Below are 15,012 nucleotides of genomic sequence, written 5' to 3' on the forward strand. Positions count from 1 at the left end.
CCCCGGGAGAACCCGACCGGGCCTCAGGAGAACCCGACCGGGCTGTGGACAACCGCCGCTGCCGCGGATCCGGGCTGTGGACAACGCGCGGGGGTGCGCCGCGGCCCGCGACAATGACCGCGTGAAGGTTCGGATTCTGGGCACGACGGAGGTCCTGGGCGAGGGAGGACGACCGGTGCCGCTGGGCGGTCCGCGGCTGCGGGCGCTGACGGCGGCGCTGGCGCTGAGGGCCGGTCGGGGGGTGGACGTGGCGACACTGATCGACGACGTATGGGCGGTGGACGGGCCGCCGCGGGACGCGCCGGCCGCACTGCAGGCGCTGGTCGGGCGGCTGCGGCGGGCGCTGGGCAATGAGGCCGTGGCCTCGCTGCCGGGGGCGTACCGGCTGGTCGCCGAGCCGGACGAGGTGGATCTGCACCGCTTCGCGCGGCTGGTGGCCGACGGCACCCGGGTGCTGCGGGACGGTGACCCGGCGCCCGCGGCCGAGACCCTGCGCGCCGCGCTCGCCCTGTGGCGCGGCCCGGCCCTCGCGGACCTCCCCGACGGCGCGAGCGCGGCCCGCGGCCCCGAGGCGCTGCGGCTGACCGCGCTGCACCACCGCATCGACGCGGATCTGGCCCTCGGGCGTGCCGCGGAACTGCTCCCCGAGCTGGTCCAGTTGACCGCCGACCACCCCCTGGACGAGCCGTTCCGCGCCCAGCTGATCCGCGCCCTGGACGCCACCGGACGGAGCGCCGCAGCCCTGGCCGCCTACGAGGACGCCCGGCTGGCGCTCGCGGACCGGCTGGGCGCCGACCCCGGACCCGAACTCCGCTGCCTCCACGCCCAGTTGCTGGCAGCAGCCGAGCAGCCCGCGGGTGCGCCCGCGGACGATCGCCGTACGGCCGCCCCCCGCGCACCCGTGCGCGGCGGCAACCTCCGCCCCCGCCTGAACTCCTTCCTCGGCCGAGAGGGCGAGCTGGCCGCACTCCGGCAGCAGTTGGGGAGCCGCCGGACCCGCCTCGTCACCCTCACCGGCCCCGGAGGCTCCGGCAAGACCCGCCTCGCCGAAGAACTGGCCGCCTCCCTTGCCGCCGACCACCCCGACGGCGTCTGGATCGCCGAACTCGCCCCGCTGGACGCCCCCGAAGCCGTCCCGGGTGCCGTCCTGTCCGCACTCGGCCTCCGGGACACGGCCGTCTTCGGCCCGGCCCTGGAGGCCCGTACGGCCGGCGAGCACCCCGACCCGGCCACCCGGATCGCCGACCACTGCGCCCACCGCCGGCTGCTCCTGGTGCTGGACAACTGCGAGCACGTGATCGGCGCCGCCGCCGCGCTGGCCGACCAACTGCTGCGGCACTGCCCGGAGATGACGGTGCTGGCCACCAGCCGCGAGCCGCTGGGCGTCCCCGGCGAGGCCGTACGGCCCCTGGAGCCGCTGCGCCCGGCGCCCGCGCATCAGCTGTTCGCCGAGCGGGCCGCGGCCGTCCGCCCCGGCTTCCGCGCCGCCGGCGACGCCGCCGCGGTGGACGAGATCTGCCGCCGCCTGGACGGGCTGCCGCTCGCCATCGAACTGGCCGCGGCCCGGCTGCGGCTGCTCTCCGCGCGCCAGATCGCCGACCGCCTCGACGACCGCTTCCGGCTGCTGACCAGCGGCAGCCGCACCGCACTGCCCCGCCAGCAGACGCTGCGCGCGGTCGTCGACTGGAGCTGGGATCTGCTGGACGAGCCCGAACGCGCCCTGCTGCGCCGGCTGTCGGTGTTCGCCGGCGGCTGCACCCTCGGCGCGGCCGAAGCGGTGTGCGGCGAGCCCGAGGGAGCCGATGGCGCCGAGGAGGTGCTCCACCTGCTGGGCGCCCTGGTCGACAAGTCCCTGCTGCTCGTCGACCACCGGGACGCCGAGCCCCGCTACCGCATGCTGGAGACCATCCACGCCTACGCCAAGGAACGGGCCGCCGCCCGCCCCGAGGAACGCGACCGCACCCACGCCCGGCACACCGCCCACTTCCTGCGCTTCGCCACGGACGCCGACCCCCGCATCCGGTCCGCCGAACAGCTGCCGTGGCTGGCCCGTATCGAGGCCGAGCTGGACAACGTACGGGCGGTGCTGCACCGCGCGCTCACCGCGCGGGACACCGCCACCGCACAGCGGCTGACCGTCGCCATGGGCTGGTTCTGGTGGCTGCGCAACTACCGCGTGGAGGGCGCCTCATGGGTCAAGAGGGTCATCGCCCTCGGCCCCGCCCTGGAGGAGCTCGGCGACGCGGATCCGCGGTTCCGGGCGCAGGCGGACCTGCGTCTGCTGCTCCTCTTCCTGCTCCACGACCACGAACTCGACCGCGAATTCGCCGCCCCCGAGAAGAGAGCGCTGGTCGACCGCCTGCTCACCACCTACTCCCGCCCCCATCCGGGCAGCGCCCGATTCCCCGGCCTGCTCTGGCCGTTCTCCGCGTACTTCCTCGGTGGATACGGCGAGATCCTGCCCCTGCTGGACGACGCGGTCGCCACCACCCGGGAGCTGGGCGGCGACTGGGAGCTGGGCGTCGCCCTGCTGTTCCGTACGCATATCGCCATCGACCTGCCCGGCGGCCTGGAGCCGGCCGAGGCGGCCCGGCGGGAGCTGACCGCGCTGGCCCGCCGGACCGGCGACCGCTGGATGCTCGCCCAGGCCGCCGCGGCCACCGGCGAGATGCGCCAGACCTGCGGGCGCTACGAGGAGGCCCGTGCCGCCTACGAGGAAGCGCTGGCCCTGACCCAGGAGCTGGGGGCGCACACCGAAGCCCCGTGGATCCTCTCCCGGCTCGCCGAACTCCACTTCGCCGGCGGGGACCTGGCGGCCACGGAGAAGGCGCTGATACGGGCCGACGAGCAGGCCGCCGAGTGGCACGTACAGGACCCGGTGGCCTGCAACCACGCGCTGCGCGCCCGGATGGCGCTGCTCCGCGGTGACCCCCGGGCGGCGCACGAGGCGTGCGAGGCGGCCCGGGCCGCCGGTGAGCTGGGCACCCTGCCACCCCAGTTCACCCTCCTGCTCGCCGGTCTCGCGACCCGGATCGCCGCCGCCTCCGGCGACGCACCGCGCGCCCTGCGCCTGTGCCACGACGCGTTGACCTCGGGCCTGACGCGCTACTGCACCCGCCCCGTGGTGGCCGCGGTCGTCGAGAGCGCGGCTTCGGCACTGCACGCCACGGGCCGCCCGCGTGACGCCGCCCGGCTGCTGGGCGCCGCGGACGCCTGGCGCGGCCGACTGCCCCGCCCCGTCCCCGAGGAGGCGGACATCGGGCGCACGGCCGCGGCCCTGCGCGCCGAGCTGAACGGCGCGGCCGACGGCGCCTACGAAACGCTGCACGCCGAGGGCACACACCTCACACCGGCGGACGTCATCGCCCTCCTGGTGTTCGCCCCCCTCCCGCCGGAGTCCGGACCAGCCCCCACGCCGGCGCCCGCATCCGACGCCTCCCCGGCAGCCGGCACGGCCCCCACCCCGGGATCCGGCACATGACCCGGCCTACGACACGAGGGCGGACCCGCCCCCCAACTCCCGCCCGGCCGCGGTGCCGGCCACGCCAGCCGTCCCGCGACCGTCAACAGCCCCGCAGGCGTCGACGGCCCCGGGACCGCCAACGGCACGGCTCACCGGCAGCTGATCTGCGACCGGGCCCAGTCCCCCAGCGCCACCAGATCGCCGGCGCTCGCCGGCTCGACCACCAGCCGCAGCGTCCTGCGGCCCGCCAGCGGTACGTGCACCGGGACTCCCCGCTCCCCGCCGTGCACCACCCCCGACTGCCACAGCCGCACCCCGTCCGCGTACACGGAGAAGCGCAGCGCCCCCAGCCCCAGGCTGAGATCGTCGACACCCGCCACGGCGTCATACGCGGTGCACTGCCGGTTGAGCGCGATCACCACCGAGGACGACGCCTGCACGCTCACGCCGTGGGGATACGCCGTGCCGTCGATGCTCGGCCGATGCCGCTTCCACATCCAACTGCTCTCGAAGGTGCGCACCTCCGGCGCGGTGCCGTCGCCGGCGAAGTCGTAGGGCAGTGAGCCGATTTGGTACGTCGTCGGCGGCGGCTTCGGCGGTGTCGGCGGTGTCGGTGTGGATGTCGGCGTGGGCGCGGGCGTGGGCGTCGGCTTCGGCGGCGTGGGGACCGGTGTCGGCGTGGCCGTCGGCGTCGGCGTCGGCGTCGGCGTCGGCGTCGGCGTCGGCGTCGGCGTAGGGCTGGGTGTCCGGACGGGTGCCGGCACGGGCACCGCCCCGCCCACCGGCGGCACCGGCTTCTGCGACGGCACCGGCTTCTGCGACGGCGCCGGAGACGGCGATCGCGGTGCGGACGGTACCGGCCGGTGCGGCTTCGCCTGCGGGTGCGGGGCCGGTTGAGGGGACCCGGCCAGCGCGAAGGCCAGCGCCGCGCCCGCCGCGACCACGAGCCCGGCGCCGATCGCGACCTTCACCGGCACGCCCAGCCCCTCACCGAGGGCCGCGCCGCCGGCACCGCTCGTCGTGCCGGAGCCGGCCCCGGCCCCGGACGCGGCGGCAGCCGCACCGGCCCCCGCCGCCGCCCCCGCCCCGGCGACCCCCGCCACGACGGCGGCGCCCTTGACGGCGTACCCGGCCGCGAACCATCCGACGACCGCGATCGGCAGCACCGCCCCGATCCGTTCGTTGACGTCCGCGACCTCCAGCGCCGCCATCCGGCACCGGGCGCACTCCTCCAGATGCCTGCGCAGCCCCCGTTCGGCCCGCATCCGCAGCCCGCCCCGGGCGTACGCGCCGAGCCGGTCGGCATACCGGGCGCAGTCGCCGCCCGCGGTCAGCGACTGGCTCACATGCGCCTGCAGATACGCCTGTTTGAGGCCCTCCCGGGCCCGGTGCGCCAGTACGGCGGTGGCGTTCGCGGTCAGCCCCAGCAGCGGTGCGACCTGACTCGGCGACTCGTCCTCGATCGTGGTGTGCCACAGCACCGTCTGATAGCGCTCCGGCAGGCTGCGGAACGCCTGCATCGCCATCGACTGCTCGGCCTCGTGCATCGCCCGGACGTCCGCGCCGAGGTCGAGCGTGTCGTCGTCCAGCGACGCCCCGGCCGCCGACACCGCGAACACCGCGAAGTCCTCGACCAGTTGCTCCCGTCTGGTGGTCTTCGCCCAGGCCGCGGCGACCCGCCGGACGGCGGTCAGCAGATAGGCGCGCACCGCCGAATCCGGCCCCGCCCCGCCCCGCACCGCCTGCAGCGTGCGCGCGAACACCTCTCCGGTCAGGTCCTCCGCGGTGTGCGCGTCGCGGCAGCAGCTGCGCGCATAGCGCCGCACCGCCTCGGCATGCCGGCGGTACATCTCCTCGTACGCGCTGTCGTCGCCGGCCCGCATGGCCGCGATCAACTGGCCGTCGGACGGCGGCAGATCGGCGTCCGGGCCGCTGGCGGACGCACCGGCCGGTTCGCGCCCGGAGGTCTCCGCCACCCGGCGGGCGTGCTCGCGCTGCGGCGGCACGCTGGGCTCGGGCACCTCCGGCCCCGCCGGGCGCTTCACCGGGGGCGTCGCTCCCAGCGGCCCGGTCTGACCGGGAACCTGTCCGGAAGGCGGGCCCGCACTGTCGTCTCCGCGCCGCTCGTCCCGCCCGTCAACACCCATCGCCGAGGCCCCCGAACCCGCCATCACACCGCAACACCGCGCAAGCGTGCCACATCGATGGCCCACGCTTCAGGGGCCGTGTGGCCAACCACTCGTCCGAGGAGGCCCCTCGGACGACCGCACTGGCGTTCACTCGTGCGGGGTAATTTGCGCGTACGGGATATTCCGCACACCCCGGGGTCGCCGCGGGGCACGGGAGCAGCCGCCCCGCCCGGACACCCCGCACCCGGGGCTCCTCCGGACGGGGCCGGCCGCCGGTTCTCACCCGGCCGGGCGCGACCGCAGTCCCTCCAGCAGGATCTCCAGCAGCCGCGCGGAGGCGGCCCGCTGGTGCTCGGGATCGGGCAGCGCGGGCGCGCCCGTGGCGATCACGAGCAGGACGTCGGAGACCGTGACATCGGCCCGCAGCGCATCCGCCGCCCGGGCCCGCTCCACCAGTCGCCCGACGACCTCCAGCAGGGCCTGCCCGCCGGGCGTCTCCTCCACCGCGCCGGCCCCGCTCTCGGCGGTGGCCGTCCGCGGCTCGACCGCCTCGCCGGCGACCCGCTGCTGCGGCACCCGCGCCTCGATCCCGCCGTCCGGAACCCGTGTCTCCGGCCCGCTCTCCTCGCTCGCGCCCACCCGCAGGATGCCCGGCGGCAGCAGCCGTCCGGCTCCCGAGGCGACCGACGTCCGCAGGAACCGCGACAGCGCCGACCACGGGTCGTCCTCCTGTCCCAGCGCGGCCCGCGCCTGCTCGGTCAGCCGCGCGGTCTCCTCCTCGGCTATCCGCCGGACCAGTACGTCCTTGCTCGGGAAGCGGCGGTAGACCGTCCCGACACCGACGCGGGCCCGCCGCGCCACGTCCTCCATGGGCGCGCCGTATCCCAGCTCGCCGAACACCTCGCGGGCCGCGCGCAGTACATGCTCCAGATTGCGCTGGGCATCCACGCGCAGTGGCGTGCTGCGGCCGTTGGCGCCGGTCACCGCGCCCGTACCGCGGCTGTCACCGCTGCTGCCGTTGGCACCGTTGGAAGCAGCGGTCACAGCGACTGCCGCCGGCCATTGAGAGCCCTGAATGTGCATAGTGATCCCCCGGTAATGACGTCTCCCCCCGGAGACTCCCCGCCCTGACGGTCGGGGTGACCCGACAAGAGGGTGCACCCCAACGAGATACGAACATAGTTGAGCCTGCGTCAAGATTGAAGGGGGCGTTCCGCGCGCTGCGCCCCCCGATCGGCCCAACGGGGCCGATCCGCCCTGATTGCGCTCCCTCCCGCTCTGCGCCAATCTCTGCCTGACCAGCGTACTTCGCACGGGTCGGTCGGAATGTCCCACTCCGCACAGCTGCCCGCGCCGTACTTACTTTTCGACCGGCCTGTGGACAAAGGCGTCTCGGGGGTGCGTCATGGAACAGTGCTGCGCTTCCCGGGGGCGCAGCGCCCGAGGGTGGCCGCGCCGCCGGCCGGCCGCCCGATCGGTGGCGCCCCGGACCTGGTCGACACCGCGAGGAGTACCTCTGTGAAGGCTGTGTCTTCGGACGATGTGGCGCGGATTCTCGTGGTCGGCGGCGGCTGCGTGGGGATGTACACCGCCCTGCGGCTGCAGCGGACGCTCAAGCAGGAGCTGCGGCAGCACACCGCCGAGATCATCGTCGTCGACCCCGAGCCGTACATGACGTATCAGCCGTTCCTGCCCGAGGCGGCGGCCGGCTCCATCTCCCCGCGCCATGTCGTCGTCCCGCTGCGCCGCGTCCTGCCGGACTGCGATGTCGTCATCGGCGAGGTCACCGCCATCGACCATGCCGAGCGGAAGGCGACCATCTCGACCCTGGCCGCCGAGGAGGCCGGCGCCGAGGCCATGATCGTGGCGTACGACGAGCTGGTCCTCGCGCCGGGATCGGTCTCGCGCGCCCTCCCCGTCCCCGGCCTCGCCGACGTCGGCATCGGCTTCAAGACCGTCGAAGAGGCCATCGGGCTGCGCAACCACGTCCTCGAACAGCTCGACATCGCCTCCTCCACCCGCGACCCCGCCGTCCGCGACGCGGCGCTCACCTTCGTCTTCGTCGGCGGCGGCTACGCAGGCGTCGAAGCGCTCGCCGAACTGGAGGACATGGCCCGCTACGCCGTCCGCTATTACCACAACGTCCGGCCCGAGGACATGAAGTGGATCCTGGTCGAGGCGACCGACCGGATCCTGCCCGAAGTCGGCCCGGAGCTGGGCCGCTACGCCGTCCGCGAACTGCGCGCCCGCAACATCGACGTACGGCTGGAGACCCGGCTGGAGTCCTGCGAGAACCGCGTCGCGCAGCTCAGCGACGGCTCCCGCTTCCCCACCAGAACCCTGGTCTGGACCGCGGGCGTCAAGCCGCACCCCATCGTGGCTGCGACCAAGCTGCCGCTGAACGGCCGCGGGCGCCTCAAGTGCACCGCCACGCTCCAGGTGGACGGTGCCGAACACGCCTGGTCCGCCGGGGACGCCGCCGCCGTCCCGGACCTGACGGCACCGCCGCCCGCCTCGCCCGACGAGCCCCCGGCGGAGTGCGCGCCCAACGCGCAGCACGCCGTCCGCCAGGCCAAGGTGCTCGCCGAGAACCTCACGGCGGTCGTGCGCGGCGGCCAGGTCAGGAACTACGAGCACAAGTACGTCGGTTCGGTCGCCTCGCTCGGTCTGCACAAGGGCGTCGCCCATGTCTACGGGCGCAAGCTGAAGGGCTACCCGGCGTGGCTGATGCACCGCGTCTACCACCTCAGCCGGGTCCCCACCCTCAACCGCAAGGCCCGGATCCTCGCCGAGTGGACCCTCGCCGGCCTGTTCAAACGCGAGATCGTCTCACTGGGCTCGCTGGAGAACCCACGCGCCGAGTTCGAACTCGCCGCGGGCACCGGCCGGCACAACGAAACCAGCTGACCGGCCTCCCCACCAGGGAAGTTGACCGCACGTCCGGCCGGGGTGCGACGCCCGGGGAGGAACGAGGAACTCCACTCCGGCGCCCGGCGTCTGACGGATGACAGTCCGGTCGGCCACACTGGACGTGTGACCATGGGTGGGCTCGTATCTGCAAAGAGTGACAATCACGAGGATTCTGGACGTTTGCTGCAATCCGCCAGAGGGTGCCGACAGTGCCCCCCGCCACGCCAGGGGGCATCCCCCCATGCCGACGGCCCGACCCCGCGCGACGACGCGAAGTAAGAGGTACCCCTCCGTGATCTTCACGCGCTGGAGCGCCAAACTCCCCGGCACACAGCGGCGCGCCGCCGCCCGGTCCGACCGCGCCACCCCGCCGGCGACCCCGTCCGCGGACCCCGCGGCACACTCCGCCGCGCCCGCGGACGGCGGCGACGCGCCCGAGGGACCGCCAGGCGGCGTCCCCGCCGCCCGCGGCGAAGGCCCCTCCTCCGAGGACGCCGCCCCCGGAGCCGCTCCGCCCACCGTCGACGCGCTCTCCGTCCACGACATCCTCGGCACCATCCCCGCCCTGGTCGCCGTCGTCTACGGCCCCGAGCACCGCATCGCCTATGTCAACGGCGCCTACGCCGGCGTCTTCGGCCCCCGCCCGGCCGGCCAGACCGCCCGCGAAGCCCTCCCCGAACTCGGCGAACTGGGCCTGCTCCCGCTGATGGACCAGGTCCTGCGCAGCGGCAAGCCGCGCACGGTCAAGTCCCGCAAGGTCCCGGCCGGCGCCGGAGGCGACCGCACCCGCGACGGCTACTACACCTTCACCTGCACCCCGATCGAGGTCGCCGCCAGCGGCCCGGCACCCGACCCCGAGGTCGCCTGCGTCGCCCCGCACAAGGGCGTCCTGGTCTTCGGCGCCGAGGTCACCGACCAGATCGAGTCCGCCGAACGGCTGCGCGCCAGCGAAGCCCGCCAGCGCGCCGCCGCGGTCACCCTCCAGCGCTCCCTCCTGCCCCAGGAGCTGGAACAGCCCGACGACCTGCGGGTCGCCGCCACCTACCAGCCCGGCGGCACCGACGCCGCGGTCGGCGGCGACTGGTACGACGTCATCACCCTCGGCGCCGGCCGCACAGCCCTGGTCATCGGGGACGTCATGGGCCGCGGGGTGCGCGCCGCCGCCGTCATGGGCCAGCTCCGCACCGCGGTCCGCGCCTACGCCCGCCTCGACCTCCCGCCCCACGAGGTCCTGCAACTCCTGGACGGTCTGGCCGCCGAGATCGACGCCAGCCAGATCGCCACCTGCGTCTACGCCGTCCACGACCCCAACGAAGGCCGCCTGGTCTACTCCTCGGCCGGCCACCTGCCGATCCTCGTACGCGACCCGGACGGCGCGGTCCTCCGCGCCGCCGAACCGACCGGCCCGCCCCTGGGCACCGGCGGCTGGCTGCACACCTCCGGCTCGGTCCCGCTCGCCCCCGGCAGCAGCGCCGTCCTCTATACGGACGGCCTCGTCGAGCGCCGCGACAAGGACATCGACGACGGCGTCGAGGCACTGGAGCGCGCCTTCGCCGGCGCCACCGGCGCACCCGACATCGTCTGCGACCGCCTGCTGCGCTCCCTCGGCATCACCGCGACCCACGACGACGACGTCGCCATCCTCGTCATCCAGAACCCGGACCGTACGGGCCATGACGCCGAGCTGTTCCACAACGCCGCGCTCGAACTCCACGGCGGCACCGAAGCCGCGCCCAGGGCCCGCGCCTTCGCGTCCGGCGTCCTCGCCTCCTGGCGGTTCTCCCCGGAACTCCACGACCTCGGAGTCCTGGCCGCCAGCGAACTGGTCGCCAACTCCCTCCAGCACGGCACCCCGCCGATGCGCCTGCGGCTGCGCCGCACCGACCGCCGCCTGATCATCGAGGTCACCGACGGCGACGACCACCTCCCGCGCCGCCGGCGGGCCGAGCCCGCCGACGAGGCCGGCCGCGGCATCTCCATCGTCGCCACCATCGCGTCCTCCTGGGGCTCGCGCCGAACCCCGGGAGGCGGGAAGGCGGTGTGGTGCGAATTCGCCCTGCCGCGGGGGTAGCGGAGGCGCCGACGGGTCACGCCTACGCGGCTGCGCCCACGGCCTCCGCCTCGGCCCGCGGCGCGGGGACGGTCGTCACCCGGTGCGGCTGGTCCTGTGCCGGGCTGAGCATCCGCCCCAGCCACAGCGCCAGCCCGGTGATCCCCACGCAGCACAGCACCAGCATCGCGATGTACGCCACATACAGCCCGTGGCCCACCATCAGCGCCCCCACGGCCGGTCCGACCGCCAGCGCCAGCTGCTTGACCAGCGCAAACGCCGAGTTGTACTGACCGATCAGCGAGGCCGGCGCCAGATCCGCGACCAACGGCGCCACCGTCGGCGACAGCATCGACTCACCGACACCGAACAGCGCGTACGTGGATATCAGCAGCGTCGTCGCCACCGCCTGGGCACCGTGCACCAGCCCGGACAGCCCGGCGGCTATCCACGCCACCGTCCAGACCATCCCGACCAGCGCCATCACCCGGCTCCGGCGCCGCCGCTCGACCAACCTGAGCACCACGAACTGCGCCGCCACGATCGCCGCCGTGTTCGCCGCCAGTGCGATCCCCAGCGTCGCCGGGTCGATCCGCGTGACCTCGGTGGCGTACGCCGCCAGCCCCGACTCGAACTGCCCGTAGCAGGCGAAGAACAGCACAAAGCCCAGCACGCACAGCCACACCATCCGCCGGTCGCCGAACAGCGCCCGCCAGGCCCCCTTGGCCCGCTCCTCGGTCGGCACCGCGTCCTCGACCCGCGGCGCCTTCGGCAGCCGTACGGTCGCGATCGCCGCTCCCAGCACCAGGAACATCACGGCCTCGATGGCGAACAGCCGCACAAAGCTCGACGCATGCGCCGGATCGACCAACTGCCCACCGACCAGTCCGCCGACGCCCAGCCCCAGGTTGTTCAGGAAGAACTGGGTGGCGAACGCCCGCGACCGGGTCACCGTCGTCGAGCACCACACGATCATCGTCGCGAGCGCCGGCTGGATCACCGCTATACCGGCACCCAGCGCGATCGCCGACGCGACGACCATCGGCTCGGTCGCCGACAGCCCGATCCCCAGCGCACCGGCGGCAGCGGCGACCGTCCCCGCGACGGCCACCGGCAGCGGACCCCGCCGGTCGATCGCGCGCCCGGTCAGCGGCAGCACGACCAGCGCGGACACCGCCAGCATCGCCAGCACCACACCGGCCGTACTGGCACCAAGATTCCGCACGTTCGCCACATAGACGTACAGATACGGAACCGTGAAGCCGTTGCCGAACGCGCTCAGCGCGTTCCCCAGCTGGATCCGGCGCAGCGCGGCGCCCATCGCGGTGGTCACACTCACCTACCTAGGTCAGGTCGAAAGACGAATACGAAGCAGGAACCCCCCAAGCCGTAGCCGAGGTCCTGTCCAGAACCGGACAGTCACACCCTCAAGACTTAGACTCTAAAGTTCGAAGCTAAAGACTACACGACGAAGAACTTCAACGCCAATGACTTTCGTGCCATACTGCGCCGCATGCCAGAGCCCTCAGATGCGGCAGCCGACGCCACCGAGCCGAGCCTCGAAGAACAGATCGCGGCCTACCAGCGCGAGTTCCAGGACCTCGACCCCCAGGTGGAGCAGGTCGTCTCCGCACTTCAGCGCCTCAACCGACGGATGAACGTCGCCTATGGACGGCAGACCGCCACCCTCGGCCTGAGCAACGCCGAATGGGAGGTCCTCAAGGCCCTCGTCGTCTCGGGTGCTCCCTACCGCATGGGTCCCGGCGAACTCGCCAAGCTCCTCGGCCTCACGCCGGCCGCCATGACCCACCGCATCGACCGCATGGCGAACGAGGGTCTGGTCACCCGGGAACGCGACGAGACCAACCGTGTCCGCGTCATCGTCGAGCTGACCCACGAAGGCCGGGAGAAGTGGCGGGAGGCGATGCGCCTGGCGACGGTCTTCGAAGAGGAACTCCTCCAGGACCTCGACGGCGAAGAACGCCGCATCCTCGGCGAGGTGTTGACGCGCCTGCTGCGCCGTGTCGAGGACGCTCAGCCGGACGCCGAAGGCCGCCTGAGCGACCTCGGCTGACCCAAGTTGACACGCCCTAGCCCGATCCGTAATGTTCTCCGAGTTGCCGATGAGCCGGAACGGTTCTGCGGCAGCCATCCCGCCGCTTCGCGGCACACCACTACTGCACGGACCCTCGCGGGGCTGGATTTCGCGTGCCGAAATTCATTCCCTTCGGCGCGATCGACCTGATTAGGCGTCACCGAGGAATTCCGCTAAAGTAGTGATCACGCCGAAAGGCGCGAACAACCCCCTCCGACGGGGAAACAGAACGGAATTCGAACCGGAAACGGTAAGAACGAAGATCTGCTAAAGTCGGAAAGGCCGAAAAGCGAAAGCGAAGCGGCCGACCCCGCTCCAACAGGGGGCCGGAGCCGGAAACGGATCTGGTAAGGTTTGGAACCGCGAGAAGGTCGAAAGGCCGGATCGCACCGGCGAAAATCGGGGCCGCGAGGGTCTGATAGAGTCGGAAACGCAAGACCGAAGGGAAGCGCCCGGAGAGCCTGGTGAAACAGGCGCAAAGGAAGCGTCCGTTCCTTGAGAACTCAACAGCGTGCCAAAAGTCAACGCCAGATATGTTGATACCCCGTCTCCATCATGGAGATGAGGTTCCTTTGAAAGTCCTTCCAAGTTTTTGGGAGGCGCACACAGCGAGGACGCTGTGAACGACTGGGACTATTCCTCCTGGTTGTTCCGCTCAACGCGAGTGTCACCGGATTACCGGTAAACATTCACGGAGAGTTTGATCCTGGCTCAGGACGAACGCTGGCGGCGTGCTTAACACATGCAAGTCGAACGATGAACCGGTTTCGGCCGGGGATTAGTGGCGAACGGGTGAGTAACACGTGGGCAATCTGCCCTTCACTCTGGGACAAGCCCTGGAAACGGGGTCTAATACCGGATATGACACACGGAGGCATCTCCTGTGTGTGGAAAGCTCCGGCGGTGAAGGATGAGCCCGCGGCCTATCAGCTTGTTGGTGGGGTGATGGCCTACCAAGGCGACGACGGGTAGCCGGCCTGAGAGGGCGACCGGCCACACTGGGACTGAGACACGGCCCAGACTCCTACGGGAGGCAGCAGTGGGGAATATTGCACAATGGGCGAAAGCCTGATGCAGCGACGCCGCGTGAGGGATGACGGCCTTCGGGTTGTAAACCTCTTTCAGCAGGGAAGAAGCGAGAGTGACGGTACCTGCAGAAGAAGCGCCGGCTAACTACGTGCCAGCAGCCGCGGTAATACGTAGGGCGCAAGCGTTGTCCGGAATTATTGGGCGTAAAGAGCTCGTAGGCGGCTTGTCGCGTCGGATGTGAAAGCCCGGGGCTTAACCCCGGGTCTGCATTCGATACGGGCAGGCTAGAGTTCGGTAGGGGAGATCGGAATTCCTGGTGTAGCGGTGAAATGCGCAGATATCAGGAGGAACACCGGTGGCGAAGGCGGATCTCTGGGCCGATACTGACGCTGAGGAGCGAAAGCGTGGGGAGCGAACAGGATTAGATACCCTGGTAGTCCACGCCGTAAACGTTGGGAACTAGGTGTGGGCGACATTCCACGTCGTCCGTGCCGCAGCTAACGCATTAAGTTCCCCGCCTGGGGAGTACGGCCGCAAGGCTAAAACTCAAAGGAATTGACGGGGGCCCGCACAAGCAGCGGAGCATGTGGCTTAATTCGACGCAACGCGAAGAACCTTACCAAGGCTTGACATACGCCGGAAAACCGTGGAGACACGGTCCCCCTTGTGGTCGGTGTACAGGTGGTGCATGGCTGTCGTCAGCTCGTGTCGTGAGATGTTGGGTTAAGTCCCGCAACGAGCGCAACCCTTGTTCTGTGTTGCCAGCATGCCTTTCGGGGTGATGGGGACTCACAGGAGACTGCCGGGGTCAACTCGGAGGAAGGTGGGGACGACGTCAAGTCATCATGCCCCTTATGTCTTGGGCTGCACACGTGCTACAATGGCCGGTACAATGAGCTGCGATACCGCGAGGTGGAGCGAATCTCAAAAAGCCGGTCTCAGTTCGGATTGGGGTCTGCAACTCGACCCCATGAAGTCGGAGTTGCTAGTAATCGCAGATCAGCATTGCTGCGGTGAATACGTTCCCGGGCCTTGTACACACCGCCCGTCACGTCACGAAAGTCGGTAACACCCGAAGCCGGTGGCCCAACCCCTTGTGGGAGGGAATCGTCGAAGGTGGGACTGGCGATTGGGACGAAGTCGTAACAAGGTAGCCGTACCGGAAGGTGCGGCTGGATCACCTCCTTTCTAAGGAGCACTTCTTACCGGGCTTCGGCTTGGTCAGAGGCCAGTACATCAGCGAGTGTCTGATGCTGGTTGCTCATGGGTGGAACGTTGACTATTCGGCACGGTCGGTTGGGATCATTAGTACTGCTTCGGCGTGGAACGTGGGTCT

General features: G+C 71.6%; 7 protein-coding genes and 1 rRNA gene. 5 read left to right on the forward strand and 3 right to left on the reverse strand.

What is annotated here, in order from left to right:
- The first annotated feature begins 121 nt into the window (after nt 1-121).
- On the forward strand, nt 122-3,481 hold the full coding sequence (locus GR130_RS01495) for an ATP-binding protein (RefSeq protein ID WP_159503038.1): 3,360 nt from the start codon (nt 122-124) through the stop codon (nt 3,479-3,481).
- Between the two features lie 131 nt (nt 3,482-3,612).
- Here the strand turns inward: GR130_RS01495 and GR130_RS01500 are convergent, their stop codons facing one another.
- The gene (locus tag GR130_RS01500; protein ID WP_159503039.1) at nt 3,613-5,610 is read right to left on the reverse strand and encodes a sigma-70 family RNA polymerase sigma factor; all 1,998 of its coding nucleotides are present in this window, start codon (nt 5,608-5,610) and stop codon (nt 3,613-3,615) included.
- A 261-nt stretch (nt 5,611-5,871) separates the two neighbouring features.
- Entirely contained in the window at nt 5,872-6,675 is an 804-nt protein-coding gene (locus GR130_RS01505) for a TetR/AcrR family transcriptional regulator (RefSeq protein ID WP_159503040.1), read from the reverse strand.
- A gap of 444 nt (nt 6,676-7,119) precedes the next feature.
- On the opposite strand from GR130_RS01505, the gene GR130_RS01510 reads away from it, so the two are divergent.
- Together GR130_RS01510 and GR130_RS01515 are read left to right on the forward strand one after the other, a co-directional pair.
- On the forward strand, nt 7,120-8,499 hold the full coding sequence (locus GR130_RS01510; protein WP_268977959.1) for an NAD(P)/FAD-dependent oxidoreductase: 1,380 nt from the start codon (nt 7,120-7,122) through the stop codon (nt 8,497-8,499).
- Between the two features lie 295 nt (nt 8,500-8,794).
- Entirely contained in the window at nt 8,795-10,573 is a 1,779-nt protein-coding gene (locus tag GR130_RS01515; protein WP_159503041.1) for an ATP-binding SpoIIE family protein phosphatase, read from the forward strand.
- Nucleotides 10,574-10,595: 22 nt separating this feature from the next.
- On the opposite strand, the gene GR130_RS01520 is transcribed toward GR130_RS01515, so the two are convergent.
- Nucleotides 10,596-11,885 carry an MFS transporter gene (locus tag GR130_RS01520; RefSeq protein ID WP_159509625.1) on the reverse strand — a complete coding sequence of 430 codons (1,290 nt, stop codon included), beginning with the start codon at nt 11,883-11,885 and terminating at the stop codon, nt 10,596-10,598.
- A 180-nt stretch (nt 11,886-12,065) separates the two neighbouring features.
- Here GR130_RS01520 and GR130_RS01525 point away from each other — a divergent pair, with 180 nt between their 5' ends.
- Together GR130_RS01525 and GR130_RS01530 are read left to right on the forward strand one after the other, a co-directional pair.
- Nucleotides 12,066-12,626, forward strand: coding sequence for a MarR family winged helix-turn-helix transcriptional regulator (locus GR130_RS01525; protein WP_159503042.1), 561 nt, complete (start codon nt 12,066-12,068; stop codon nt 12,624-12,626).
- A gap of 709 nt (nt 12,627-13,335) precedes the next feature.
- Nucleotides 13,336-14,864, forward strand: a 16S ribosomal RNA gene (locus tag GR130_RS01530).
- Nucleotides 14,865-15,012 lie beyond the last annotated feature (148 nt).

This window comes from Streptomyces sp. GS7, assembly GCF_009834125.1.
Lineage (GTDB): Bacteria > Actinomycetota > Actinomycetes > Streptomycetales > Streptomycetaceae > Streptomyces.

What these genes read in the sequence shown, in the direction of transcription:
- GR130_RS01500 (WP_159503039.1), bottom strand. Translation starts at nt 5,610, where the DNA reads ATGGGTGTTGACGGGCGGGACGAGCGGCGCGGAGACGACAGTGCGGGC.
- GR130_RS01525 (WP_159503042.1), top strand. Translation starts at nt 12,066, where the DNA reads ATGCCAGAGCCCTCAGATGCGGCAGCCGACGCCACCGAGCCGAGCCTC.
- GR130_RS01505 (WP_159503040.1), bottom strand. Translation starts at nt 6,675, where the DNA reads ATGCACATTCAGGGCTCTCAATGGCCGGCGGCAGTCGCTGTGACCGCT.